Below are 23,669 nucleotides of genomic sequence, written 5' to 3'. Positions count from 1 at the left end.
GGGGTGATGTAATGGAAATGAAACTTCTGAAAGCGATTGAACTTCGAGAAAATGGACATCTTCAAGAATCCAATGACATGCTCATCCGTCTTGTAGAAGAGTATCCAGATCATGCCTCCATTCACTATCAATGTGCTTGGAGCTATGATGTGTTAGGGAAGGAAAAACAAGCTGTCTTTTTTTATGAGAGGGCCCTTGAGCTAGGTTTGTCTTCAGAAGAAAGAGAAGATGCTTTCTTAGGATTAGGAAGTACATACAGAACCTTAGGGGAATATGAAAAGTCAAAACAAATATTCCTCCATGCGATGGAAGCTTTTCCGCATAATAAAGCCATTCAAACGTTTTATGCCATGACTTTGTATAATTTAAATGAATATAGCAAAGCCATGGAAATACTATTGAACTGTTTAACTGAGACGACAAACGATCCTGCTATTTTGAGTTATCGAAAGGCCATTGATTTTTATTCAAATCAGTTAGATCGATTGTGGAAATGATTTATATAGAAATGGAGGGGCAATGTAATGGAAGAATCCCCTCCTTTGCTATGACATTTTATATGTGATAGTCCTTTATGACATAAGAAAGAAGGAAAATGTTTTGTCACTCATCACCACGTATTACCCGCTGTTTATGCTTTGTATTTTGTCTCTGTTGTATATGATATATCGTATCCAGCCAATGGCCTCTACTGTGAAAAAAGTCATCATTGTGCTATGTGTGTTAACAAATGCTGCCTATATTTGCTGGCGCCTCTTCTTTACATTGCCGCATGAAGGTACTTTTAATATTGTCATGGGCATTTTGCTTGTTGCCTGTGAATGCATTGGGTTTATCCAGCTGCTTGTGTTTTATACACTGGTTTGGAAGCCTTCAAATCGGAAACAAGTCATGATCAGTGATCTTGACAGGCTGCCAACAGTTGATATTTTCATAGCTACATATAATGAACCGATTGAGGTGCTGAAACGCACTGTTGCAGGTTGTTTGAATCTCTCTTATCCGAAGGAAAGCGTTCAAATTTATTTATGTGATGATGGCAATAGGGAAGTTGTAGAGCAGCTTGCTTCTGAGTTTGGTGTTCATTATCTGACAAGAACAGATAACAGATTTGCTAAGGCAGGTAATTTAAATCATGCGATGTCTCAAACGGATGGGGAGCTGATTCTGACGCTTGATGCAGATATGGTCCCTCTTCCTTCATTTTTAGAAAAAACAGTGCCCTATTTTCATGATGGAGCAACTGCGTTTGTTCAAGTTCCACAGGCGTTTTATAACGAAGATCCTTTCCAATATAATATGTTCTCGAAAGATCGAATTCCAAATGAGCAGGACTTCTTCATGCAAACTCTCCAAGCTGGTAAGGATCGGTTTAATGCCGTCATGTATGTTGGGAGTAATACGGTTTTTAGAAGAACGGCATTAGATGAAATTGGCGGATTTGCGACTGGAGTGATTACAGAAGACATGGCAACAGGAATGCTTCTCCAGGGGAAATTCAAATCTGTGTCTGTCGGAGAAGTATTAGCCGTCGGTCTGGCACCTGAAAGCTGGCTTGATCTGTTAAAGCAAAGAGATCGCTGGTCGAGAGGGAACATTCAGTGTGCCCGTAAGTTTAATCCTTTGAAGGTGCGCGGCTTAACGCTGATGCAGAGAGTTCTTTATTTAGATGGCATTGTGTATTGGTTTAACGGTTTGTTTAAAATGATTTATATTCTCACACCGATTTTGTTTTTATTGTTTGGTATTCAAAGTTTCTGGGCAGATTTCCAGTCCGTTTTCATGTTTTGGCTGCCGGCGTTCTTTAGCTCGTATTTAGCATTTAAACTTGTGTCGAATCAAAAAAGTATGTTTTGGAGTCATATTTATGAAAGTTCAATGGCATTCCACTTAGCTGGTGTGGCACTCAGTGAACTGTTCTTGAAGAAACGGGTTGAATTTCTGGTGACACCGAAGGGAATTCAGACGGACAAAAGGCATTTTCATTTGAAAACGATGATTCCCCATCTGCTCTTCTTGCTGCTCTCATTGCTTGCCCTTGTGAAAATAGGGTACGATGTGAAGGTAAATGGGACGATGAACGCTGATCTCATGTTGATTAATATTTTTTGGGTGCTTTATAACGGTGCAGGTTTATTCATGGCACTGCTTGTGGCGTTTGATCGACCGCGTTATCGGAAATCAGAGCGATTTATCATTGAAAAAGAGGGGCATCTTCGTTCTGATCATCAAGATCAGTCTATTGCTTGTTTTCTACTAGATATGAGTGATTCAGGTGCGCGTCTATCCATTCCATTGGACCAAGCGTCTTCTCTATATCAAGGACAAACCCAATTATTTTTTTCAGAGAATGAAAGTGTGGCGTGTGACGTGGTTTGGAGCTATCCAGAGGGAGACAAGCTGATGGTTGGTGTTGCTTTTACTGACACACAAAAATCAGAGTATTTATCACTGATCCGTTTCTTATTCACACGAGAGCATGTAGCGATGACGGATCGTGAGAAAAAATCATATGCCGTTCGGACGTTTCTCCGCTTTTTAAGAGAAACGGAGAAGGTACCAAAGGCTCTGCGGCGCAAATGGATGAGAAGGCCATTGCAAGGTGTGACAGGCACGATCGCCTATGAGGACCGACTAGAAGAGAAGGTGCCGGTGATCATACATGATATCAGTTTATCTGGGTGCAAAATTGAGTTTGAAGATTCAATTGAATTAAATGGGCAAGTGCTGATCACCATTGACACAGAATCTCTAACGGATCAGCCGGCGATTGCGATTTGGACATCACAAAAGCGAGGTCGTACAATGGCCGGACTCAAGTTTGTTCAGCCTGAAATCAAGCAGATAGAAGAAAGAGAGGGAGTGGTTTCTTGAAATCTAAAAATGGCGGTTACCTCTATTTACTATGGCTTCCTGTCATCATAGGAGCCGGTTACGGCATTTCGCTTTTCGTGCCGTTTCTTCAGCCTGTACTGACGCTTGGTATCGCAGGGCTTTATATTTTTATCTTTGGTGATTTTCAGGTGAGGCAAGTTAGGTATATTTTTATGTTCGTCTTCTTGATCAATGTCCTTTTTAGCGTGATGCTATTTTTGGATATTTAAAAAAGTGCTTCCCGCAGATGGGGAGCACTTTTTGGTTATTCAGCCATTTTTTCAAGGTTGCCGTTCCGGTCCATTTTAAAGGTTGGTGCGGCACTGTCGTCCTCTTCAAACAAAACTAGTTTTCTTGCACGGTTCATGATTTTGACGAGTGTTTCATAATCTTCTTGAATGGTGAGCTGATCCTTTTCAAGCTTTTTCACTTCAGCTTCTAGTTGAGACACTTTATGTGAAAGTTCGTTGTTTTCTCGTTTTAACCGGCTGTTTTCCATCCGTAAGGCAGATGATTGCTGTCCATCGCCTTCATAGCGGCGTAAGAAATCAATGATATCCTCAATGGTTAACTCTTGGCGCTGCCCAAATGGATTGGCTTCTGGCTTTTTCTCTGTCACTTGAGAAGCCTGTGACAATAAATGTGATAAACTAGCTAACTCTTCATTGTAGCTTTGATCCACAAACTGAAGCTGTTCGGCTGTTTCGGCTGCAGGTGCAAATGTTTCTTCTTGCGCAGGTTCCAGTTCTTGAGAGAACTCTTCCTGTGTGATCGTTTCTTCAACTTGCGGCTGATAGAGCAAACGTTTTTTCGCAGGCTGTCCATTGCCGAGTGCACGCATGCGTTGTTTACGCTGTTTTTTGGCAAGTGCCAATGCTTTTTCATATTGATGCCTCACGACAGCATTCCATCTAAATCCGCATGCCGCTGAGGTACGGTTTAGCTTGTCTCCAACTTCTTCAAATGCGTTCAGTTGTGTACTGCCCTCTCTGACGTGACGTAAGACGGTTTCTGCCAGAAGGAGATCATTTTCCTCTGACCAAGCATCTTGTCTTTGTTTTGACATGTGTTTAAACCCCCATAAGATTTGATGGTATTAGATTAGCCAAGTTGAAGAAGGTTTATACAAGTTTGCTAAAAGGATAGTGGGAAATACTAGCTTTTATGTGAATACGTCTCTGTGCTGACAATGCTTCTTGCAACTCCAGTCGCTTCGATGTACAATGTTGGGTGGTATATTATTCACTCTTAGTTGTCCAACTGTTTCATATAGAATGAAGTTTCATCATTGAAAGGAAGCGTAAGAACATGGCTAATGAGTTTCGCGTATGTGACGATTGTGATGCGACGAACCTAAAAACGTTATTGCCTCGACTTAAATCGGTTGACCCTGATGCAAAAATTGAGATTGGCTGTCAATCGTATTGCGGTCCAGGACGAAAAAAGGCTTTTGCGTTTGTGAACAATCGCCCATTATCCGCACCAACAGAAGATGAGTTACTCGAAAAGGTTCAAAAAAAAGTCAAATAAATGTCACTGAATGTGTTCAGTCGACCTAAAAAGAGGTCCGTCCCTGTCAGGTCGGGCTTTTTACGTCCGTTCAATCTATGAGAACACATTCGCCAGCAAATTCAAGGATGTTTTCGGGAAAAGTTACCCGATATAATAGAAACACGTCTTAAAAAAAGAGGGACGAAACGATGGCGTATCCAAAAGGGAAATTATCCGAAGAAAAGGTATTTAAAGATCCTGTGCACCGCTATGTTCACGTACGGGATGCATTGATATGGGATTTAATCGGAACGAGAGAGTTCCAGCGCCTTAGACGAATTAAACAGCTAGGCACCACTTATTTAACGTTTCATGGGGCAGAACACAGCCGATTTAATCATTCACTCGGTGTATACGAGATTGTCAGACGAATTGTGGATGATGTGTTTAAAGGAAGACCCGAATGGGATGAAGGGGAGCGTGAGCTTGTACTGAGTGCCGCCCTGCTTCATGACCTTGGACATGGTCCGTTTTCTCATTCCTTTGAAAAGGTCTTTCATTTAGATCATGAATCGTTTACAAGAGATATCATTTTAGGGCAGACGGAAGTAAATGAAGTGCTGCGCCGGGTCAGTGCCGATTTTCCAAAGCATGTAGCAGAAGTCATTGCCAAAACGTATCAAAACAAACAGGTGGTCAGTTTGATTTCAAGTCAAATTGATGCCGACCGAATGGATTACTTGCAGCGTGATGCTTACTATACAGGCGTCAGCTATGGTCACTTTGATATGGAACGTATTTTACGCGTGATGCGTCCAAGAGAAGATCAGATTGTGATGAAACAGAGTGGGATGCATGCCGTAGAGGATTATATTATGAGCCGCTATCAAATGTACTGGCAAGTGTATTTCCACCCAGTGACACGCAGTGCGGAAGTCATTTTAACAAAAATTCTCCATCGTGCAAAAGAGCTGCATGAAACGGGATATATTTTCACACATGCTCCTGTGCATTTTTATTCAATTTTTGAAGGAAATGTCACCACAGAGGACTATATTAAGCTGGATGAATCCATTGTCTTATTTTATTTTCAGGCGTGGGAAGATGAAGAAGATCACGTGCTGGCTGATTTGTGCCGCCGTTTTATGAACCGCCGTTTATTCCAATATACAGAGTTTAATCCAAACGAAGAAATGACGAAATATTTCAAGCTCACTGCTTTGTTCAAAGAAGCGGGAATTGATCCTGACTATTATTTAGTGGTCGACTCTTCCTCTGATTTGCCTTATGACTTCTATAGACCGGGTGAAGAAGAAGAACGGCTGCCGATCCACCTCTTGACGCAAAGTGGTCATATTAAAGAACTGTCGAGACAGTCAGATATTGTTGACGCCATTTCCGGTAAACGAAGAACCGATCATAAACTTTATTTCCCGATGGACTTAATTGTAGATATGTCGGAAAAAGCTGAAGAAAAGAAGGCGATCATGAAGCTGCTTGGATTGGGATAAGGAAGTACTGAAAAAGGAGATGTCGGGAATTTGTTGAAAGAGCATGCAAAGTTGATGAAGGTGTTCTCTGAATCTGGGGAAATCGTTGGACGGAAGAAGCTGCAAAAAATGATTTACATAGCAAAAAAGCTAGATTTGCCTTTTTACGAGAAATACGATTTTCATTTTTATGGCCCCTATTCAGAGGAGTTGACGCTCAGAATTGAAGAGCTGTGCAACCTTGGATTCTTGGACGAAATGAAGGAAAAAAAGGGCGGATACTATCAATATCGCTATTCGCTGACGGACAATGGGAAAGAGTTTCTCGATCAGTGTGAAGTGGACATGCCTGACCTCAAAGTGCTGACGCAGCAGATGAATGAGCAATCGTCTCGTTTTCTAGAGCTTGTCTCAACGATTTTATACTTTGATGATCTGCCAAAAGATGAGGTAAAGGAAAAGGTCTTCACCATTAAAAGCAAGCAGCGCTATACGGACGAAGAATTTGAGGCAGCTCTTGCTTATATTGATCAGTTGAAGGAATTGAACTAACTTTTCAAAAGCCCAATTTTTGGGCTTTTTTTGTTTTGTAAGACCCGGACCGAAAGCGCTATTTTTGAATGAAATGTGTGTCAAAATATCCGAAAAATTAGTGAAAATGACATGTTTCGACTTTCTTCCTGTATATCCAATTCCCTGTTTTTGACTGAATAGAAGGAAAATGGTGAATTTTCAGTGAATATATAACCTTGTGAAAAACAAAGGAGGGATAGGAATGAAAAAGCGTTCAGTCTTTTTGTCATTTTTATTGGTAGGTAGTTTGTTACCGGGGGTAAGTTCAGCTTCTGCACCAGTTACAAGTGCAGGTCATGGGCATGATCATGGTCATGCGCCGTTTGAAACACATATTAGTGAAGGGTTGCCAAAGGCAAACGATTTTAAAGATTTGACGAAGGCACCTCCTATTGAAAGAGATGTGACAACCAAGATTTTAGATGAGTCTGGTAAACAGGTAGGGTCTAGAACCTTTAAAGCAAATACAGGAGATTCGATTTCAACAAAAGCTAGTACAGGCAGTCAGAAAGTGACCGTCTATGCAGTAGCTGATGCGCAGTATCGTGCGAAATATAGTGATTGGCAGACACGCATTGTCAGCATCATTGAGCAAGCGGATGTGACATTTAACCGTGATCATGATGTGGACTTTGTTGTACAAGCCGTAGGGTCTTGGACGTCCTCAGGATCAAATTCATCACAAATTTTGTCTAACCTTCAGCGCAGCTTTGATGGCAGAGGATACGATTTTGTCACAGGATTTACAGCAAATCCAAACTTTGATGCTGGCGGAATCGCTTATGTTTACAATAGTGCACCGAGCGGAAGTGCATTCAGTGTCAACCTTGATCAAGGAACAGCGAATACAGCAAAAGCGGCTACACATGAATACGGCCATAACTTTGGTTTGCCGCATGACCCTCAAGGCAGCGGAATTGTCTGCTTAATGAATTATGATTATTCTTACACTGTCGATTACTTCGATGCGGCTCATAAAAATCAAGTGAACCGTAATAAAGCTTGGTACAGATAAGGTAAGAGACAAAAGGACAAACACCGAAAAAGTGTTTGTCCTTTTTATATGCTTACAGGTCGCTCATTCGCTTTCCTGCTACAGCATAATGTTCTTTTTTCATTTCTTCAATAATGACAGAGACTTTTTCTGCACCTGCGCCTGTTGTTTCAACAACGGCATCTGTGACTTTCTCCACAAGAGCTCTTTTCTGCTCATCTGTTCTTCCTTCAAGCATTTGAACGGTGATAATCGGCATGATGGCAACCTCCTTTTTCCTGTAGTGCTACGCTTCCCTTTAGTTTAAGGGACTTCTTATAGTATACTGAATGAAGTAAATCATTGTATAGAAAGAAAGAGGGATTCATGCCTTTGGACCAATTTCTTGTTTATCCATTAGAACTGATTCCATATGTCGCCATTACGCTTGTTGTGGCTTTTACGATGCACGAGCTGGCGCATGCATATGTTGCGTATCGTTTTGGAGATCCGACAGCTAAAAATCAAGGCAGACTGACGCTCAATCCATTGAAGCACCTTGATGTTTTCGGGACGATCTTGATCTTTGTGGCTGGGTTTGGCTGGGCGAGGCCTGTACCTGTGAATCGGTACCATTTCAAAAACCCACGTCTCGCAGGGATATGTGTGTCGATCGCTGGACCATTAAGCAATTTGGTTTTGGCATTTTTGGGCTTTTGTGTGTATGCGCTTCTTCAGAAATTTGGTGGGGAGTCGCTCATTCGCTTTGAGCCGGGGGTCGATTATTTCTTCCAAATCTTTATTAACTTGAACGTGATTTTGTTCCTATTTAACTTATTACCGATCCCGCCGCTGGATGGATATCGTATTATTGAGGATGTTGTCAGTCCCGGCATCCGTGCAAAGATGACGCAGTTTGAACAGTATGGAATCATCATTTTCCTCATCTTTGTCATCACACCGCTAGGTCAGTTTGTTTTTGTTCCGTTGATCGGAATGCGGGATCAAATCATATACTGGTTTAATCTTATTTTGAAGCCGCTGCTTTAGGAGGTTTAATGAATGGAAGGTAAAAAGAAGAAACCAATTGGTTTTAATATCATTAAAAAAACAGATGCAACGGATGGACATGGAGGTTTTGGAGCAGGTGCCCTCAGCCTTGATAATATCTCGCCGGTGATCATTGATGTGGAGGAAAAGGAAGCCGTCATTGATATTGGTGCGATGCATGCAAGAAGTGCCGTCGAAAAAGGAATTAAATTTTTAAAAACCAAAGAAGAGGTACCTAACGGAAAACCTTACTGGCTCGTATGGGTGACGATTGACCGTAGAGAAGAGGGGCCATATTATGCTGGTGTCACAGCTTGTGAAATGACCGTTGACCGCTCGATTCGCAGAGGATATAAGTCGCTTCCTGAGCATGTGAATTTAATGGATAAATCCATGAAGCGTAAAATCGTTGTCAGTCATATGGATGATGGTTCGAAAAAGGTGCTCGCTGATTTCTTGAAGAGTCACAATGAGGCGTTATGGGAAGCATCCACAGATGAATTAAAAGAAGGATTGGCTGTTCCTGAGTAATTGTGAAATTTTTGTGAAGAATGATGAATGGATACCAATTCCAGTCGTTTTTTCAGTAAACTGGTGTTAAAGCTAGGACATGGAGAATCCCGAGATGCAGATCTCGGGGTTTTTCATGTCCATTTTTAACGCTTCAGCCACTTTTCCCACCATTTCTTAGGCTGTTGATCCTGAGCCGTGTCTTGCTCAGATGCTTTGTTCTCGGCACCGTAGCAGACACCGGTCGGCTCCGTTCCTTCTATAAAATAGGTAAATACCTTTGATTCGCATCCTGGGCCTGCGAGATCACCCGTTTTTGGATTGATATATACGCCTTTTACACCGTCTGGCGGCATGAAGGAGGAGGCTGGCTGGTTTGAGAGGGCTGATTCCATAAAGGAAGCCCATATCTTTTTCGCATAGGCGGTTTCTTTGACCGAGTCAATGGTGCGTCCTTTATCGTAGCCGGTCCACACACCTGTGACGAGCTGGGGAGAGAAGCCGATCATCCAGCTGTCAGCGCCTGTCGTCCCTGATTTTCCTCCATAATTTCTGGTAAGATCTTTTGAAATGGTACGACCTGTGACACTTGTATAGCCATTTAATTGATCATTGAACATCCCTGACATCATGTCAGTGGTGACAAATGCTGCTTTTTCATCTAGTACTTGCTCTCGTTTTTGTTTCTCCTCAAAGAGTACGTTGCCCTTTGCGTCCGTTACTTTCGTAATAAAGGTTGGTTTGACGCGTTTTCCTCCATTGACCAGCATCGCGTAAGCATTGGTCATTTCGATTGGTTTGACAGGTGAAGTACCTAGCGCAAGTGAAGGCACTTGATCTAGTTTTTCGTGAATCCCGAACGTTTTGCCTGCACGTACAAGCTGTTCCATTCCTAAAAATAGATGGGTTTTGACCGCATAAATGTTATCAGATAGAGCCAAAGCTTGAAGCATCGTAATACCGTCATTGGCGTAATAGCCATGATAGTTGCTTGGTGAATAAGCGGCGCCGCTTCCTTGCTCATCGAGTTCAAAAACAGTTTCTTCACTGCGCATCACCGTTGCTGGAGTGAACCCATTTTGCAAAGCCATGTAATAGAGAAGTGGTTTCATTGTTGAACCCGGCTGTCTTTTTGCTTGTGTGACACGATTGAATGGGCTTTTCTCGTAATCTCTCCCGCCTATGAGGGCGAGTACATGCCCTGTTTGGGGATGGATGGCAGCAAAGCCGATTTGGATATCTGATTCAGAATCCATGATGTTGGTTAAAGTCTTTTCAGCGATTTTTTGTAATTCAGGTTGTAAGGTCGTTTCGATATGAAGACCATACGTTTCAATTTGTTCCTCGGTTAAACCCAGCGTTTGTTTCAGTTCGCGAATGACATCATCATAAAAATACGGGGCCAACTTTGCTTGCAGCTGCTTTTGCTTGAGCGGGCGATAGGACAGCTTTTCCTTGCTGGCATCAGCAGCCGCTTTTTTTGTGATCATGCCATCCTCTTGCATTTGCTTTAGGATCATCTTTTTTCTTGCTTCGGCTCTTTCTTCGTTCACATAAGGGGAGTAGAGAGAAGGCCCCTTTGGAATACCGGCAAGCAAGGCAGACTCAGCTAAAGTTAAGTTCTTCGCTTTTTTCCCAAAGTAAAGGCGAGATGCCGCTTCCACGCCGTATGCGCCGTGGCCATAATAAATGGTGTTCAAGTATCCTTCTAATATCTCATCTTTTGTATAGTTTTGTTCTAAGCGGATCGTGTAAAAGGCTTCATTCCACTTTCGCTTCCATGTTTTATCATGATCTAAATATAAATTTCGTGCGTATTGCTGGGTGATCGTGCTGGCGCCTTGTACCTTTGCCATTGCACGAATGTCTGCCACCGCAGCACCCGCCATGCGTTTCACATCAAAGCCGTGATGCTGATAAAAGGTTTTATCCTCAACCGCGACCACTGCCTGCTGTATATGAGGGGACATGTCCTTTAACGGAACCCAGTATCTCTTTTCTCCAAAGCTTGATTCGCCAAGTTTAGACCCATCGGCTGCATAAATGGTCGTGGATTGGGGAACTTGAACAGAGGGAGCGCCTTGCCACTTAGCAAGTAAAAGAATCGTCAAAAAGACTGTGCCTGCAAATAGAAAAGCGAGCAAGCCGATAAAAAAACAGGCCCGAATCGTTTTCACGGTCATGCGGATTTTTTTATTACTCATGATTGTGTCCATGCAAAGCCCCCATTTTGACGGTTTTTTATCAGTATGGGACAAAGAAAACCGTTTTAAACAGGCGACTGCAAGGGTGCGCTTTAAAAATGAAGTTATCTCATGCGGTTCTTTACAATTTGATATGAATCCACTATACTTTTTTCTTGGACAATCGATATAGTCATAGCCGATAAAAGGCGCTAACAATAGATGTTTGTTTATTATTGGATGAGAGGAAGATGAACGATGAGCGAACTTTGGTATACAGAGAAGCAAACGAAGAATTTTGGCATTACATTGAAGGTGAACAAAACCCTTCACACAGAACAAACAGATTTTCAGCATTTAGAAATGGTGGAAACAGAAGAGTTTGGCAATATGCTGTTTTTAGACGGTATGGTGATGACATCAGAGAAAGATGAGTTTGTATACCACGAAATGGTGGCGCATGTTCCTCTTTTCACTCATCCAAACCCGGAAAATGTCCTTGTCGTAGGCGGAGGAGACGGCGGTGTTATTCGTGAGATCCTCAAGCACCCAAGTGTGAAAAAAGCGACACTTGTTGATATTGATGGCAAGGTCATTGAATACTCGAAGAAGTTCCTTCCTTCAATTGCTGGGAAACTAGACGATCCTCGTGTAGATGTAAAAGTCGGAGACGGCTTTATGCACATTGCGGAAGCCGACAACGAATATGACGTGATCATGGTTGACTCAACTGAGCCAGTTGGACCAGCTGTGAACTTGTTCTCTAAAGGTTTCTATGCAGGAATCTCAAAAGCACTAAAAGAAGACGGTATTTTCGTTGCACAGACGGACAACCCTTGGTTCACACCTGAGTTAATTACAAATGTACAGCGTGATGTAAAAGAAATTTTCCCGATTACGAAGCTTTATACAGCGAATATCCCAACATATCCAAGTGGTCTTTGGACATTTACCATTGGTTCTAAGAAGTATGATCCACTTGCTGTAGAAGACAGCCGTTTCTTTGATATTGATACGAAATATTACACAAAAGAATTGCACAAAGCGGCATTCGTTCTGCCGAAATTTGTGAGCGATTTAATCAAATAAATCAAGCGAAATGGAAATGTGCAAATGTCAGTTTGCGCATTTTTTGAAGCGTAAAAGGAGGAATCTTGCATGAGATTCGACGAGGCTTACTCAGGAAAAGTGTTTATTGGAAGTCATCCGACATGGGAAGATGCGAAAGTCATTTTATACGGGATGCCGATGGATTGGACCGTCAGTTACCGTCCAGGCTCACGTTTTGGCCCGAACCGTATTCGTGAAGTATCCATTGGATTAGAGGAATACAGTCCTTATTTAGATCGTGAACTTCACGAGGTACCATTCTTTGATGCTGGCGACATCCCGCTTCCATTTGGTAATGCACAGAAAAGCTTAGATTTAATTGAAGAGTATATTGACAGCATTTTAGAAAAAGGGAAGTTTCCATTAGGAATGGGCGGCGAGCATCTTGTGTCTTGGCCGGTTTTCCGTGCGATGTATAAGAAATACCCTGATTTGGCCATCATCCATATGGACGCACATACCGATCTTCGTGAGGAATATGAGGGTGAGCCGCTTTCACATTCGACACCGATTCGTAAAGTTGCAGGACTTATTGGACCTGAAAATGTATACTCTTTCGGCATCCGTTCAGGGATGAAAGAAGAATTTGAATGGGCAAAAGAAGCAGGTATGCACATTTCTAAATTTGAAGTGCTGGAGCCATTGAAGCAAGTATTGCCAAAGCTGAAAGGCCGCCCAGTTTATGTGACAATTGACATTGATGTACTTGACCCGGCACATGCGCCTGGTACTGGAACGGTGGATGCTGGCGGTATTACGTCAAAAGAACTGCTGGCATCTATTCATGCTATTGCTGGTTCTGATGTGCATGTCGTCGGTGCAGACCTTGTGGAAGTAGCGCCTGTATACGATCATTCCGATCAAACAGCGAATACAGCAAGCAAACTTTTACGAGAAATGCTGCTTGGTTTTGTGAAATAACATCTTGATAGAGGAGCTTGTCATCTCATATGGACAAGCTCTTTTTTTTACATTGGTGACATGATAAAGGAGGCAGGTCGTGTTTTCTTCTGTATTGATGGTATTACTCGCTTTATGTGTGTTAGCGGCAGGCTTTCTTACGCTGAAAAGAGAGCTTGCAGCGAGTCCGCCCACGTTCACCTCGAAAAAAGAGGCAAAGGATGAGATGGTTCATCTGTTTCAGGATCGAGGCTTTTTCTATCTCACTGGCATCGCGCTGTTGATGCAGTTTGTTTATAAGCAAGGGCATCTTCTCCCATTTGATTTCTTTCAGGCATTTTTGGCAAGTTCAGGTATCCAAGCACTGTTTTATCTCATCAATCGAAAAAGCGCAGGGCTCAAGACTGGGCTCGTGATAGGTGTGAGCTTCATTTTTCTTTTTTTCTAAAGAGACAGGTGAAGATCAAAAATGGGGTTTCATCCACACGAAGATGAGAAATGATGGGATGATAGGCAATCGGGATTATGGTATACTATTTTAGTTAAACGGGTCTTAGCAAAGGAAGTGCAAAATGACACAAAACCAAATTTCAATTCATGTAAAGTCAGTGATGAAACCAGAGACGGAACCGGCTGAAACGATCGAATTCCGAACAACTGGAACGTATCAAGAGAAGAATGACAAAACGTATCTCACTTACCATGAAGAACATGAAATGGGTCAAGTAAAAACTGTTGTCAAAATAAGTGAAAAAGAAATTTTTGTCATGAGATCAGGTGCGATTCAAATGAAGCAGCGCTTTCTCACTGGAGAAACGACCGTGACACATTACACGATGCCATTTGGCACACTTCAGCTCGATGTGCACACACATGGCATTGATCTTGATGTAGACAATGGGCTTCTGCACATTACGTACGATATGCTGACAGGTGAAGATCAAAAGCATTTACATACATTATCGATTTCATATAAGGAGGATTTACGTTCATGAATATCGCAGAACAGGTCAAAGATGCGTTAAAAGAAGAAATCATTGCGGCAGTCGTCAAAGCAGGACTTGCTGATGAAAGCCAGGTGCCGGATGTTCTTTTGGAAGTGCCAAAAGACAAAACTTACGGTGATTATTCCACCAATATGGCGATGCAGCTTGCTCGCATTGCGAAAAAAGCACCTCGTCAAATCGCCGAGGACATTGTGAAAGCTTTTGACAAAGGCAAAGCTTCAATTGAAAAACTGGATATTGCAGGTCCAGGATTCATCAACTTTTATATGAACAATCAATATTTAACGAAACTGATTCCGGCAGTTCTTGAAGCAAAAGAGGCTTATGGCGAAACGAATACAGGCGGCGGTCAAAAAGTGCAAGTCGAATTCGTCTCAGCCAACCCAACAGGTGACCTTCACCTTGGACATGCCCGCGGCGCAGCTGTAGGAGATTCTCTTTGCAACATCCTTGATAAAGCAGGCTTCGACGTGAGCCGTGAATACTATATCAACGATGCAGGCAATCAGATCAATAACCTTGCTCTATCTGTAGAAGTACGTTACTTTGAGGCGCTCGGTCTTGAAAAAGAAATGCCAGAGGACGGGTACAGAGGAGAAGACATCAAAGGCATCGGACAGAAACTTGCGGATGAATTTGGTGACCGTTTCGTGCACGAATCAGAAGAAGAGCGTATGAAATTCTTCCGTGAGTACGGTTTAAAATATGAACTAGAAAAACTACGTGTCGACCTAGAGAATTTCCGTGTTCCATTTGATGTGTGGTATTCTGAAACGTCTTTATATGAAAACGGAAAAATCGAACCGGCGCTAGAAACACTTCGCGCTAAAGGCTATGTCTTTGAAGAAGATGGCGCAACATGGTTACGTTCAACTGATTTTGGTGATGACAAGGACCGTGTCCTGATTAAAAAAGACGGCAGCTTCACGTACTTGCTTCCAGATATCGCATATCACAAGGACAAATTGGACAGAGGCTTTGACCAGCTCATTAACATTTGGGGAGCGGACCATCACGGCTACATTCCTCGAATGAAAGCGGCGATCCAAGCACTCGGATATCCAGCGGACAAACTGGAAGTCGAAATCATTCAGCTCGTTCACCTTTACAAAAACGGTGAAAAAATGAAGATGAGTAAACGTACAGGTAAAGCCGTCACAATGCGTGACTTGATTGAAGAAGTGGGCTTAGATGCTACTCGTTATTTCTTTGCGATGAGAAGTGCGGCAACTCATATGGACTTTGACCTAGACTTAGCGATTTCTACGTCTAACGAAAACCCTGTGTACTACGCGCAATATGCACATGCGAGAATTTGCAGCATGCTCCGTCAAGGGGAAGAAAAAGGCTACGAGCCAAACCTTGAAAAAGCAGATTTCTCTCACATTCAGTCCGATAAAGAATACGATCTTCTGAAAATCATCGGCAGCTTCCCAGAGGTTGTAGCAGAAGCAGCAGAAAAACGTATTCCGCACCGCGTCACAAACTATATCTATGATCTAGCATCAGCCCTTCACAGCTTCTACAACGCCGAAAAGGTCATTGATGTTGAAAATGAAACAAAAACAACAGCACGTCTATCGCTGATGAAGGCGACACAAATTACGCTTGCGAATGCATTAAAACTCATTGGCGTATCGGCTCCGGAAAAAATGTAATGCAAAAAGCCCCGCTCTATTTTATGAGCGGGGCTTCTTTATATAAAAAACCCGCTATTCTCGAGAGATAGCGGGTTTTGAAAATTAACCAAGCGTATTAATAATGTTAGAAATAGAATCGAATAATTGACTAAGTACATCAGAGAACATGAGCGTATCCTCCTTTCAGAAAGCATGTAGTATGTGCGTGTCATTGGAATTACCCAAGTGTGTTAATGATGTTAGAAATAGAATCAAATAATTGACTAAGTACATCAGAGAACATGAGCGTATCCTCCTTTCAGAAAGCATGTAGTATGTGCGTGTCATAGGAATTACCCAAGTGTGTTAATGATGTTAGAAATAGAATCGAATAATTGGCTAAGTACATCAGAGAACATAGTTTGTATCCTCCCTTCGGCAAGCATGTAGTATGTGTGCGTTAATGGGATTATCCAAGTGTATTGATAATGTTAGAAATAGAATCGAATAATTGACTAAGTACATCAGAGAACATGTTTTTGCCTCCTCTCTTTTCTTTTTACATCTACTTAACGAAGGGGATGAAGGGTTGGATCACTTTTTCTAAAAAAATTTTAAAAAGAAATGATGGCATAGAAAAAGCACCAACAAATGAGGGTGCTTTTTAGGTTTTATTTATGGATGAACACGCCATTGGATTTGTCCGCCGTAGCAGGATAGTTCGGCACTCTCGCCAATCGGCAAGGTGAAGACTGGCTGTGTATGTCCGATATCGACATCGTAAATCACTGGAATGTGTTGAAGCATTGGGTGCTTATCTAGAATGAACCTCAAATGTTCCTCTGTCATCTTGGATTTCTTTTGAAAACGTCCGATGATTAACCCTTTAATGGAGTCGGCATGCTGCAAGAGCGAGGCAAGGTCTCTGGCGAACATTTCAGGAAAGACCAAGTCATCATCCTCCACAAATAAGATGGCATCCTTGATGTGAGGCATAAAGGATGTCCCTTGCAATAGGTTCAGTGTACAAAGATTTCCGCCATACAAGGTGCCTTTAGCTGTTCCTTCCTGATAAATTCCCCATGTTGTCGGATGAAACTGCCTATTTGCTTGATCAAGGTACCACGCATCATCACTCCACTTTGTAGAAGGGGTAAAATCAAATGGCTCGCTGCTCATCACGCACGCTTGAAACATGGCTGTCTGCTCCTCTTGTCCTTGTTCCATTTGGAAACTGGAGAAATGAGGACCTGAGTACGTCACCATGTCACATTTGGCGGTAATGGCGTTTGCAAGTGCGGTAATATCACTGTAGCCGCAAAGAACTTTTGGGTGCTGACGGATCAAATCATAATCTATATAAGGCAAAAGCTCATTGCAGTTAAAGCCGCCGATTGCTGTCAAAATACCGTCGACTTCATCATTTGAGAATGCCTCATGTAGATCAGATAAACGGTGTTCAATAGAAGAAGAGGAATGCAGATCACATTCAAACACGTGTTGTCCAAAAGAAACAGTGAACCCTAATGCCTCTAAACGTTTTTTCGCCTGAGCCATTCCTTCTTCTGATAAAATGCTGGCACTTCGGCTTGGAGCAATTACCCGAATGTGGCTTCCCTTTTTTAAAGCAGATGGTGTACGCATCAATCATTCGTCCCTTCCTTCACATATTTTCCATTATATCGGATCAAAACGCTCCAGTCTGTAAAAGCTAAAAGAAAGCAACAAACCGTGCGTTTCAGACGAGCTGTGCAAAGGGTATGGAAAAGAAAAAGACAGAATGAGGGCGGAGAATGTGAAAAAGAGGAGACTGGAATTTCTATTTTTATATTTCATGATATTTGGGGCATATGTGGTGTTTTGGTGGCCGGTTCCAGCGTGGGGTTTTCAGCTTTACGCAGCTAGTTATATCGCCATCATTTTATTTAGTATTATTTCGCTTATGCTAGAGAACCGGACATCACAGCACACGCTGTTATGGATGTATGTACTGATTTTTTTCCCGATCATCGGCTATATGTTTTATTTGTTCTCGGGGCAGCTTTATGTCAAAGGACATTTGTTTAAATCAAAGAGAATGTATAACCGAGAAAAATTACGCAGAATATCAGAGCTTGAGAGTAAGCCGGATGAGACGCGTTTAACCGATAATCAGCGTGCTTTTTTTCATTACACAGAAAAAGCAACAGGGATGCATGTAAATACAAATAGTGATATGGAGATTTTAAAGAATGGAGAGGAAACCTTTCCACGTATTTTTGAAGAATTAAAAAAGGCAAAAACGTTCATCCATATAGAATATTACATGTTCAAATCTGATTTCCTCGGTCACCGGATGATGGAGATCTTGATTGAAAAAGTGAAAGAAGGAGTAGAGGTTCGATTCATCTATGATGCGGCTGGTAGTATTCGCTTCTCACGAAAAGATATTAAACGATTGAAGCAGGCGGGGATAAAGGTCGCTCCTTTTCTGCCATTAAAATACGGATTCTTTAATCAAAAATTCAATTTCCGAAATCACCGAAAAATCGTGATTATTGATGGTGAAACAGGATTTGTTGGCGGGCTCAATGTCGGGAAGGAATATGTAGGACGCGATGAAAACATCGGCTTTTGGCGTGACACGCATACGATGTTAAAGGGTGAAGCCGTTCAGACACTTCACTCCATTTTTATGCTGGACTGGGAGTATGTATCAGATGAAGTGTTAATTGATGATCCGAAGTATCACACTCCGCATCCTGTGACAGGAGAAGATGTCATTCAGGTCGTGCCGACTGGACCTGATATGAAGGAAAGTATGAGTGATTTATACGATGCGCTCATTTCGAATGCACAGCAATTTGTTTGGATTGCGACGCCTTATTTTGTCCCAAATGAATCCATCCGCACAGCATTAAAAATTGCGGCGACAAGAGGGGTGGATGTGCGTGTGATGGTGCCTGAGATTAATGATGGATTTCTCACGCAATACGCCACACGATCTTATTTTTCTGAGCTTTTGAAAGAGGGCATCAAGGTGTATCACTATCAAAAAGGATTCATGCATCAAAAGGTCATGATTGCAGACGGAGAGCTTGCCTCTGTCGGAACGGCCAATGTTGATATGAGAAGCTTCCAACTCAATTTTGAGGTCAATGTTTTTACAGCGGCAAAGAAACCGATCGAGCAATTGATGGCTCATTATGAGGAAGATATGAAGGAATGTGAGCAAATGGGGCCGGTTCATTTTTATAAAAGGGGCTTAAAGGAACGTTTAAAGGAATCGTTTGCTCGGTTGTTTTCAGGTGTATTGTGAGGGAATCCAGGGGAAGAAATCATTTCCTGATCTAGTATTTCTATAATGATTCCTCTATAATTGAAAATGATTATCAATTATAGAGGAAGTGAGGTTCTTTTACATATGCTAAAACGCTTTTTTGCCTATTACAGGCCCTATCGTGGTCTGTTCTTTTTAGATTTCTTTTGCGCTGTGGCCGTCGGACTCATGGAACTAGGTTTCCCGCTCATCGTGAACTACTTCATTGATACATTACTGCCGACAGGGAACTGGACGGTCATTGCCTGGACCGCACTTGCGTTGTTTGTCATTTATGCGCTCAGTTCAGTGATGCAATTTATCGTGTCATATTGGGGGCACATGCTTGGCATTAATATTGAGACAGATATGAGAAAAAAGCTGTTTGATCATTTTCAGCGTCTGTCCTTCAAATTTTTCGATAACAACAAAACAGGCAAACTCATGTCACGGATGACAAATGACCTCATGTACATTGGAGAGGTGGCGCATCATGGGCCGGAAGATTTGTTTATTGCCATTATGACCATTCTTGGCTCCTTTGCCGTCATGCTCATGATTAATTGGCAGCTTGCCATTTTAACCTTCTTAATTATGCCAGTCATCATCTGGTTAGCCCTTCATTTTAATAAAAAAATGACACAGGCGATTACACAACTCAACAATGACATTGGAGATTTTCATGCAAGGGTTGAAAACAATATTGGCGGTATTCGTCTTGTTCAAGCCTTTGCAAATGAACATTTTGAGAAAAAGCGCTTTGCTGAAAATAACAACCGCTTTCGAAAAGCGAAACTTCTTTCCTATAAAATTATGTCGGTTAACGGATCAATCAGCTATATTCTCACAAGGCTTGTGACGCTGTTCGTTCTTCTGGCAGGTACATGGTTTGTCCTTCAAGGTCAATTAACAGCAGGCGGATTTATCGCCTTTGTCTTGATCACAAATGTGTTATTCAGACCAATTGATAAGATCAACACGGTGATTGAAATGTATCCAAAAGGCATTGCCGGTTTTAAAAGCTATGTCGATTTACTGGAAACAGAGCCAGATGTGAAGGATACAGAAGGAGCACGTGATCTTTACGGCTTGAAAGGTGAAATTGAGTATCGAAACGTGACATTTGGCTACGATGAGCACAGTCATGTATTAAAGGATATCAACTTAAAGATCAAACAAGGGGAAACTGTTGCGTTTGTCGGGCCATCAGGAGCGGGGAAATCGACCATTTGCAGTCTGCTGCCTCGTTTTTATGATGTGGACGAAGGAGACATCACCATTGATGGTGTGAGCACAAAATCGATGACCTTGTCCTCTTTAAGACAGCAGATTGGCATTGTGCAGCAGGATGTCTTTTTATTCTCAGGCACCATTCGTGAGAATATTGCGTACGGCAACCTAGAAGCGAGTGATGCAGACATTTGGGAGGCGGTGCGACGTGCCCATTTAGAGGAGCTCGTTCAGCGGTTCCCAGAAGGGTTGAATACGGTCATTGGTGAACGCGGCGTTAAGCTATCCGGCGGTCAAAAGCAACGCCTGTCAATTGCACGGATGTTTTTGAAAAACCCGTCTATTCTTATTTTGGATGAAGCGACGTCAGCACTTGATACAGAAACAGAAAAAGCGATCCAAGACGCACTAAGCGAACTGGCAGTCGGCCGGACGACACTCGTCATTGCTCACCGCCTTGCGACAATTAAACATGCAGACCGAATCATCGTCGTGACAGAGGAAGGCATTGAAGAACAAGGCCGTCACCAAGATTTAATTCAAATGGGCGGTGTATACAGCAGACTGCACGAAGCGCAGTTTGGTCATTGAAGAGAAGTGATTGAATGAGTCCAGTTATTAAGCTGGGCTCTTTTTGATAGGATAAAATCTTCTTTTCCATTTAAATGGAATGTTGATATACTATAAGGCAATTGGATTCAAAAGGAGAGGATGGCTTGAGTGAAACGGCAAAAACAGTCATGATCAAAAGCATTCACTATGTGACGCTCGTTGGCTTATTTATCTTAATCATTCCCGCTGGACTCAATCCAGTCTTTTTTTATGTGGGAATGATTTTGTTTGGCATCAATACTGGAGTGAACATCATAGGTAGTTCTCTGAGCAAAAAAAGATATTTGCGACGCTGGCCATCAGTTTTGCTCTCATATTGTTTGGGCTGTTTAAGCTCTTATATTAAATCTGTGCCCTTTTGAAAAAGGGCTTTTTTTGCTAGGATAGTAAAAACTCGTGTAGGAAGGATCTGATGGAATGAAGGGGCTTCGGCATTTACAGAAGGGCGATAAAATTGGTATTTATTCTCCCTCAAGTCCGGCATCTGCCACCTCGCCTCTTAGGTATGAGCGGGCGAAGGAATGGCTTGAACAAAAAGGATTCATTGTGGTACCAGGATCATTAACAGGGAAAGAGGATCACTATCGTTCGGGAACGATTCAAGAACGAGCAGCTGAGCTGAATGAGCTGATGGCGAGAGAAGATTTGTCCTGTATCATGTCGATGATTGGGGGGACGAACTCGAATAGTTTGCTGCCTTATCTCGACTTTGAGTTGCTGATAAAGCATCCGAAAATCATGATTGGTTATTCAGATGCGACGGCAATTCTTTTAGCGGCTTATGAAAAAACGGGCCTGCCTGTTTTTTACGGGCCTGCACTTGTGCCGTCTTTTGGAGAGTTTGAACCATTTGTCAATCATACATATCAATCTTTCGAGGACATTCTCATTCATCCGCAGCCCATCCCGTATCAGGTGAAAAAACCGCCCTTCTGGACGGACGAACGGATCAACTGGGAAGAGAAAATACGAGAAAAAGAAAAACGTCCAAACGATTGGATGTGCGTCATTGAAGGGCAGGCAGAAGGCAGACTGATCGGCGGGAACCTAAATGCCATGTATGGCATATGGGGAAGTGAATTCATGCCTCAAATCCAAAAGGGCGATATCCTTCTCATTGAAGATTGTATGAAAACCGCCTCCATCGTCGAAAAGAACTTCTCTCTGTTAAAGATAAATGGTGTGTTTGAACGGGTATCTGGTATCCTCTTAGGGAAACATGAGCTGTTTGATGATGAAGGAACGGGCAAAAGGCCGCACGATCTCTTACTTGAAGTACTGGGAGATACAAAGAGGCCGCTCATCGCAGAATTTGACAGTGCCCATACGCATCCGATGCTCACGATGCCAATCGGTACACAAGTAAAAATGAATGCAACGTCACGCGAGGTTTGGCTGACAGAAGCGTGGATATAGAAAAAAGAGCAGCTCTAATACTGCTCTTCTTTACGAAGCATGTTCTTTTTCAAATGGCTGTAGAAGGTCTTGTGCCTCTTTTCCTTCTACCACGATTAAATAGTCTGATTCTAAATGAGTGAGCCTAAAGGTTTCTAGCTCTACGATGTTCTTAATGTTGCACATTGTTTTTTTAGAATATACATATAAACGATGCTGAGCGTGCTGGCACTTTTCGTATAGAGAAATAAGCTTATGTAAATTCAATGCTTTCGCAGCAATTCGGATTGAATAGATTTGTGACATCTTCATATCCTCCTGTTAAATACTTTCTCACAATAGCTTTGTTACCCCCGTTGTGATAGAGGTAAACCTTTCTCTACGATTTCCACTCAATGGTGCCTCCGCCCGTCCGCCGATTGCCTCTGATCGCTGACAGCTCCTCAACAAGATGGAGTAAGGCCTGATCCTTTTTCTTTGCCTCAATCATAAAATCCACATCACGACCATACGGCTTTAAAGCTTGAAAAAGTGGCAATACAAAGGACATCTCCACTCCATCCGCATGGCTTCGTATCGCCTTTTCTGATTTTGGTGAGGATAAGTGGATTTTAGGCGGTATGCCAGTGTTTGCCCACGTGTCAAACACTCTTGGCAGAATGTCATCAAGTGCCGCATCATCATCTTTGTTTGCCATATGATGGTGGTAATCAAATACAAACGGGATGCTATGCTTTTCACAAACATCAAGCGTTTCTAATGACGTGTAGGTTTTGTCATCATTTTCAAGCGTCATTCTCGCCTTGATATGTGCAGGAAGCTGCTTTATATTTTCATCAAAACGCTGTAAAGCAGATGCCTTGTCACCATATGCACCTCCGACATGAATGTTCATATAGCCTTCCTTTTCAAGCTTCATGGCCTCAAGCATTTCATAATGATAGGTCATATCAATGACGGCGTTTTCTGTAATAGATGGCTTTGGACTTGTGAACAAAGTAAATTGATTGGGGTGAAAGCTCACTCGTAATCCGTGTCGCTTTACGAGTTGACCAATCTCTAGAAATTCTTTGCGAAAGGGTGTCACAAAGTCCCACCGCACCTCAGGGTGGGTGGCGAGCGGGACAATCGAGCTTGAAAAACGGTAAAGCGGAATATCATGGGCAATCGCAAAATAAAGCGTTCTTAATGTATTGACGAGGTTGGCTTTCGTCGTTCGTAATAGAGCCTCTGTCCTCTCTTCCTTTGAGAGCTTACTGTATCTTGCAAAGGTCAGCGACTTGGCAGGTGAAGCTTCCCATAAAGTGACGGCGTTGGATACATAACCAAATCGATAACGCATAGGTCAACTCCT

General features: G+C 42.4%; 23 protein-coding genes. 17 read left to right on the top strand and 6 right to left on the bottom strand.

What is annotated here, in order from left to right; genetic code table 11:
* Positions 1-11 precede the first annotated feature (11 nt).
* The 3 genes from LCD34_RS08665 to LCD34_RS08655 all read left to right on the top strand — a co-directional run bounded on the left by LCD34_RS08665 (position 12) and on the right by LCD34_RS08655 (position 3,104).
* Positions 12-497 carry a tetratricopeptide repeat protein gene (locus LCD34_RS08665; protein WP_224558797.1) on the top strand — a complete coding sequence of 162 codons (486 nt, stop codon included), beginning with the start codon at positions 12-14 and terminating at the stop codon, positions 495-497.
* A 103-nt stretch (positions 498-600) separates the two neighbouring features.
* Positions 601-2,874, top strand: a complete 2,274-nt coding sequence (locus LCD34_RS08660; RefSeq protein ID WP_224558796.1) for a glycosyltransferase — start codon at positions 601-603, stop codon at positions 2,872-2,874.
* On the top strand, positions 2,871-3,104 hold the full coding sequence (locus LCD34_RS08655) for a DUF5970 family protein (protein ID WP_008343557.1): 234 nt from the start codon (positions 2,871-2,873) through the stop codon (positions 3,102-3,104). The genes LCD34_RS08660 and LCD34_RS08655 overlap by 4 nt, the downstream gene beginning before the upstream one ends.
* A 35-nt stretch (positions 3,105-3,139) precedes the next feature.
* On the opposite strand, the gene LCD34_RS08650 is transcribed toward LCD34_RS08655, so the two are convergent.
* Positions 3,140-3,940, bottom strand: a complete 801-nt coding sequence (locus tag LCD34_RS08650) for an RsfA family transcriptional regulator (RefSeq protein ID WP_007497717.1) — start codon at positions 3,938-3,940, stop codon at positions 3,140-3,142.
* 242 nt (positions 3,941-4,182) lie between these two features.
* On the opposite strand from LCD34_RS08650, the gene LCD34_RS08645 reads away from it, so the two are divergent.
* From LCD34_RS08645 to LCD34_RS08630, 4 genes are all read left to right on the top strand, one after another.
* Positions 4,183-4,404, top strand: coding sequence for a DUF1450 domain-containing protein (locus LCD34_RS08645; RefSeq protein WP_003215259.1), 222 nt, complete (start codon positions 4,183-4,185; stop codon positions 4,402-4,404).
* A 170-nt stretch (positions 4,405-4,574) separates the two neighbouring features.
* Positions 4,575-5,876, top strand: coding sequence for an HD domain-containing protein (locus LCD34_RS08640; protein ID WP_144683419.1), 1,302 nt, complete (start codon positions 4,575-4,577; stop codon positions 5,874-5,876).
* Positions 5,877-5,906: 30 nt separating this feature from the next.
* Complete coding sequence (locus LCD34_RS08635) at positions 5,907-6,407, top strand: YwgA family protein (RefSeq protein WP_007497715.1); 501 nt, start codon at positions 5,907-5,909, stop codon at positions 6,405-6,407.
* A 223-nt stretch (positions 6,408-6,630) separates the two neighbouring features.
* The gene (locus tag LCD34_RS08630; protein ID WP_182488963.1) at positions 6,631-7,443 is read left to right on the top strand and encodes a zinc-dependent metalloprotease; all 813 of its coding nucleotides are present in this window, start codon (positions 6,631-6,633) and stop codon (positions 7,441-7,443) included.
* 52 nt (positions 7,444-7,495) lie between these two features.
* On the opposite strand, the gene LCD34_RS08625 is transcribed toward LCD34_RS08630, so the two are convergent.
* Positions 7,496-7,681, bottom strand: coding sequence for a 2-hydroxymuconate tautomerase (locus tag LCD34_RS08625; protein WP_008343530.1), 186 nt, complete (start codon positions 7,679-7,681; stop codon positions 7,496-7,498).
* A gap of 107 nt (positions 7,682-7,788) precedes the next feature.
* Here LCD34_RS08625 and LCD34_RS08620 point away from each other — a divergent pair, with 107 nt between their 5' ends.
* Entirely contained in the window at positions 7,789-8,451 is a 663-nt protein-coding gene (locus LCD34_RS08620) for a site-2 protease family protein (protein WP_050826697.1), read from the top strand.
* A 12-nt stretch (positions 8,452-8,463) separates the two neighbouring features.
* A complete protein-coding gene (locus LCD34_RS08615; protein WP_007497712.1) occupies positions 8,464-8,982 on the top strand; it encodes a YwhD family protein in 519 nt (172 codons plus the stop codon).
* A 125-nt stretch (positions 8,983-9,107) separates the two neighbouring features.
* Here LCD34_RS08615 and LCD34_RS08610 read toward each other — a convergent pair whose 3' ends face one another.
* Complete coding sequence (locus LCD34_RS08610) at positions 9,108-11,177, bottom strand: transglycosylase domain-containing protein (RefSeq protein WP_224558795.1); 2,070 nt, start codon at positions 11,175-11,177, stop codon at positions 9,108-9,110.
* A gap of 225 nt (positions 11,178-11,402) precedes the next feature.
* Between LCD34_RS08610 and speE the strand changes: the two genes are divergently transcribed.
* The 5 genes from speE to argS all read left to right on the top strand — a co-directional run bounded on the left by speE (position 11,403) and on the right by argS (position 15,819).
* On the top strand, positions 11,403-12,233 hold the full coding sequence (gene speE / locus LCD34_RS08605; RefSeq protein ID WP_003214614.1) for a spermidine synthase: 831 nt from the start codon (positions 11,403-11,405) through the stop codon (positions 12,231-12,233).
* 69 nt (positions 12,234-12,302) lie between these two features.
* Entirely contained in the window at positions 12,303-13,175 is an 873-nt protein-coding gene (speB, locus tag LCD34_RS08600; protein WP_224558794.1) for an agmatinase, read from the top strand.
* Between the two features lie 79 nt (positions 13,176-13,254).
* The gene (locus tag LCD34_RS08595) at positions 13,255-13,602 is read left to right on the top strand and encodes a hypothetical protein (protein ID WP_050826695.1); all 348 of its coding nucleotides are present in this window, start codon (positions 13,255-13,257) and stop codon (positions 13,600-13,602) included.
* 124 nt (positions 13,603-13,726) lie between these two features.
* Complete coding sequence (locus tag LCD34_RS08590; RefSeq protein WP_008343509.1) at positions 13,727-14,149, top strand: DUF1934 domain-containing protein; 423 nt, start codon at positions 13,727-13,729, stop codon at positions 14,147-14,149.
* On the top strand, positions 14,146-15,819 hold the full coding sequence (argS, locus tag LCD34_RS08585) for an arginine--tRNA ligase (protein WP_224558793.1): 1,674 nt from the start codon (positions 14,146-14,148) through the stop codon (positions 15,817-15,819). The genes LCD34_RS08590 and argS overlap by 4 nt, the downstream gene beginning before the upstream one ends.
* A 636-nt stretch (positions 15,820-16,455) precedes the next feature.
* On the opposite strand, the gene LCD34_RS08580 is transcribed toward argS, so the two are convergent.
* Complete coding sequence (locus LCD34_RS08580) at positions 16,456-17,424, bottom strand: S66 peptidase family protein (protein WP_224559428.1); 969 nt, start codon at positions 17,422-17,424, stop codon at positions 16,456-16,458.
* A 151-nt stretch (positions 17,425-17,575) separates the two neighbouring features.
* Here LCD34_RS08580 and cls point away from each other — a divergent pair, with 151 nt between their 5' ends.
* From cls to LCD34_RS08565, 3 genes are all read left to right on the top strand, one after another.
* Entirely contained in the window at positions 17,576-19,078 is a 1,503-nt protein-coding gene (gene cls / locus LCD34_RS08575) for a cardiolipin synthase (protein WP_025208143.1), read from the top strand.
* A gap of 105 nt (positions 19,079-19,183) precedes the next feature.
* Entirely contained in the window at positions 19,184-20,899 is a 1,716-nt protein-coding gene (locus LCD34_RS08570) for an ABC transporter ATP-binding protein (RefSeq protein WP_224558792.1), read from the top strand.
* Positions 20,900-21,337: 438 nt separating this feature from the next.
* Complete coding sequence (locus tag LCD34_RS08565) at positions 21,338-22,336, top strand: S66 peptidase family protein (RefSeq protein WP_224558791.1); 999 nt, start codon at positions 21,338-21,340, stop codon at positions 22,334-22,336.
* Positions 22,337-22,366: 30 nt separating this feature from the next.
* Here LCD34_RS08565 and LCD34_RS08560 read toward each other — a convergent pair whose 3' ends face one another.
* On the bottom strand, positions 22,367-22,621 hold the full coding sequence (locus LCD34_RS08560; protein WP_017360064.1) for a hypothetical protein: 255 nt from the start codon (positions 22,619-22,621) through the stop codon (positions 22,367-22,369).
* Positions 22,622-22,694: 73 nt separating this feature from the next.
* A complete protein-coding gene (gene uvsE, locus LCD34_RS08555) occupies positions 22,695-23,657 on the bottom strand; it encodes a UV DNA damage repair endonuclease UvsE (protein ID WP_224558790.1) in 963 nt (320 codons plus the stop codon).
* Positions 23,658-23,669: the final 12 nt, after the last annotated feature.

Origin of the sequence: Bacillus sp. RAR_M1_44 (genome assembly GCF_020165935.1) — a bacterium.
GTDB classification, from domain to species: Bacteria; Bacillota; Bacilli; order Bacillales; family Bacillaceae; genus Bacillus; species Bacillus altitudinis.
Note: the sequence above shows the minus strand (reverse complement) of the source record. Positions and strands in the feature narration are given on the sequence as shown.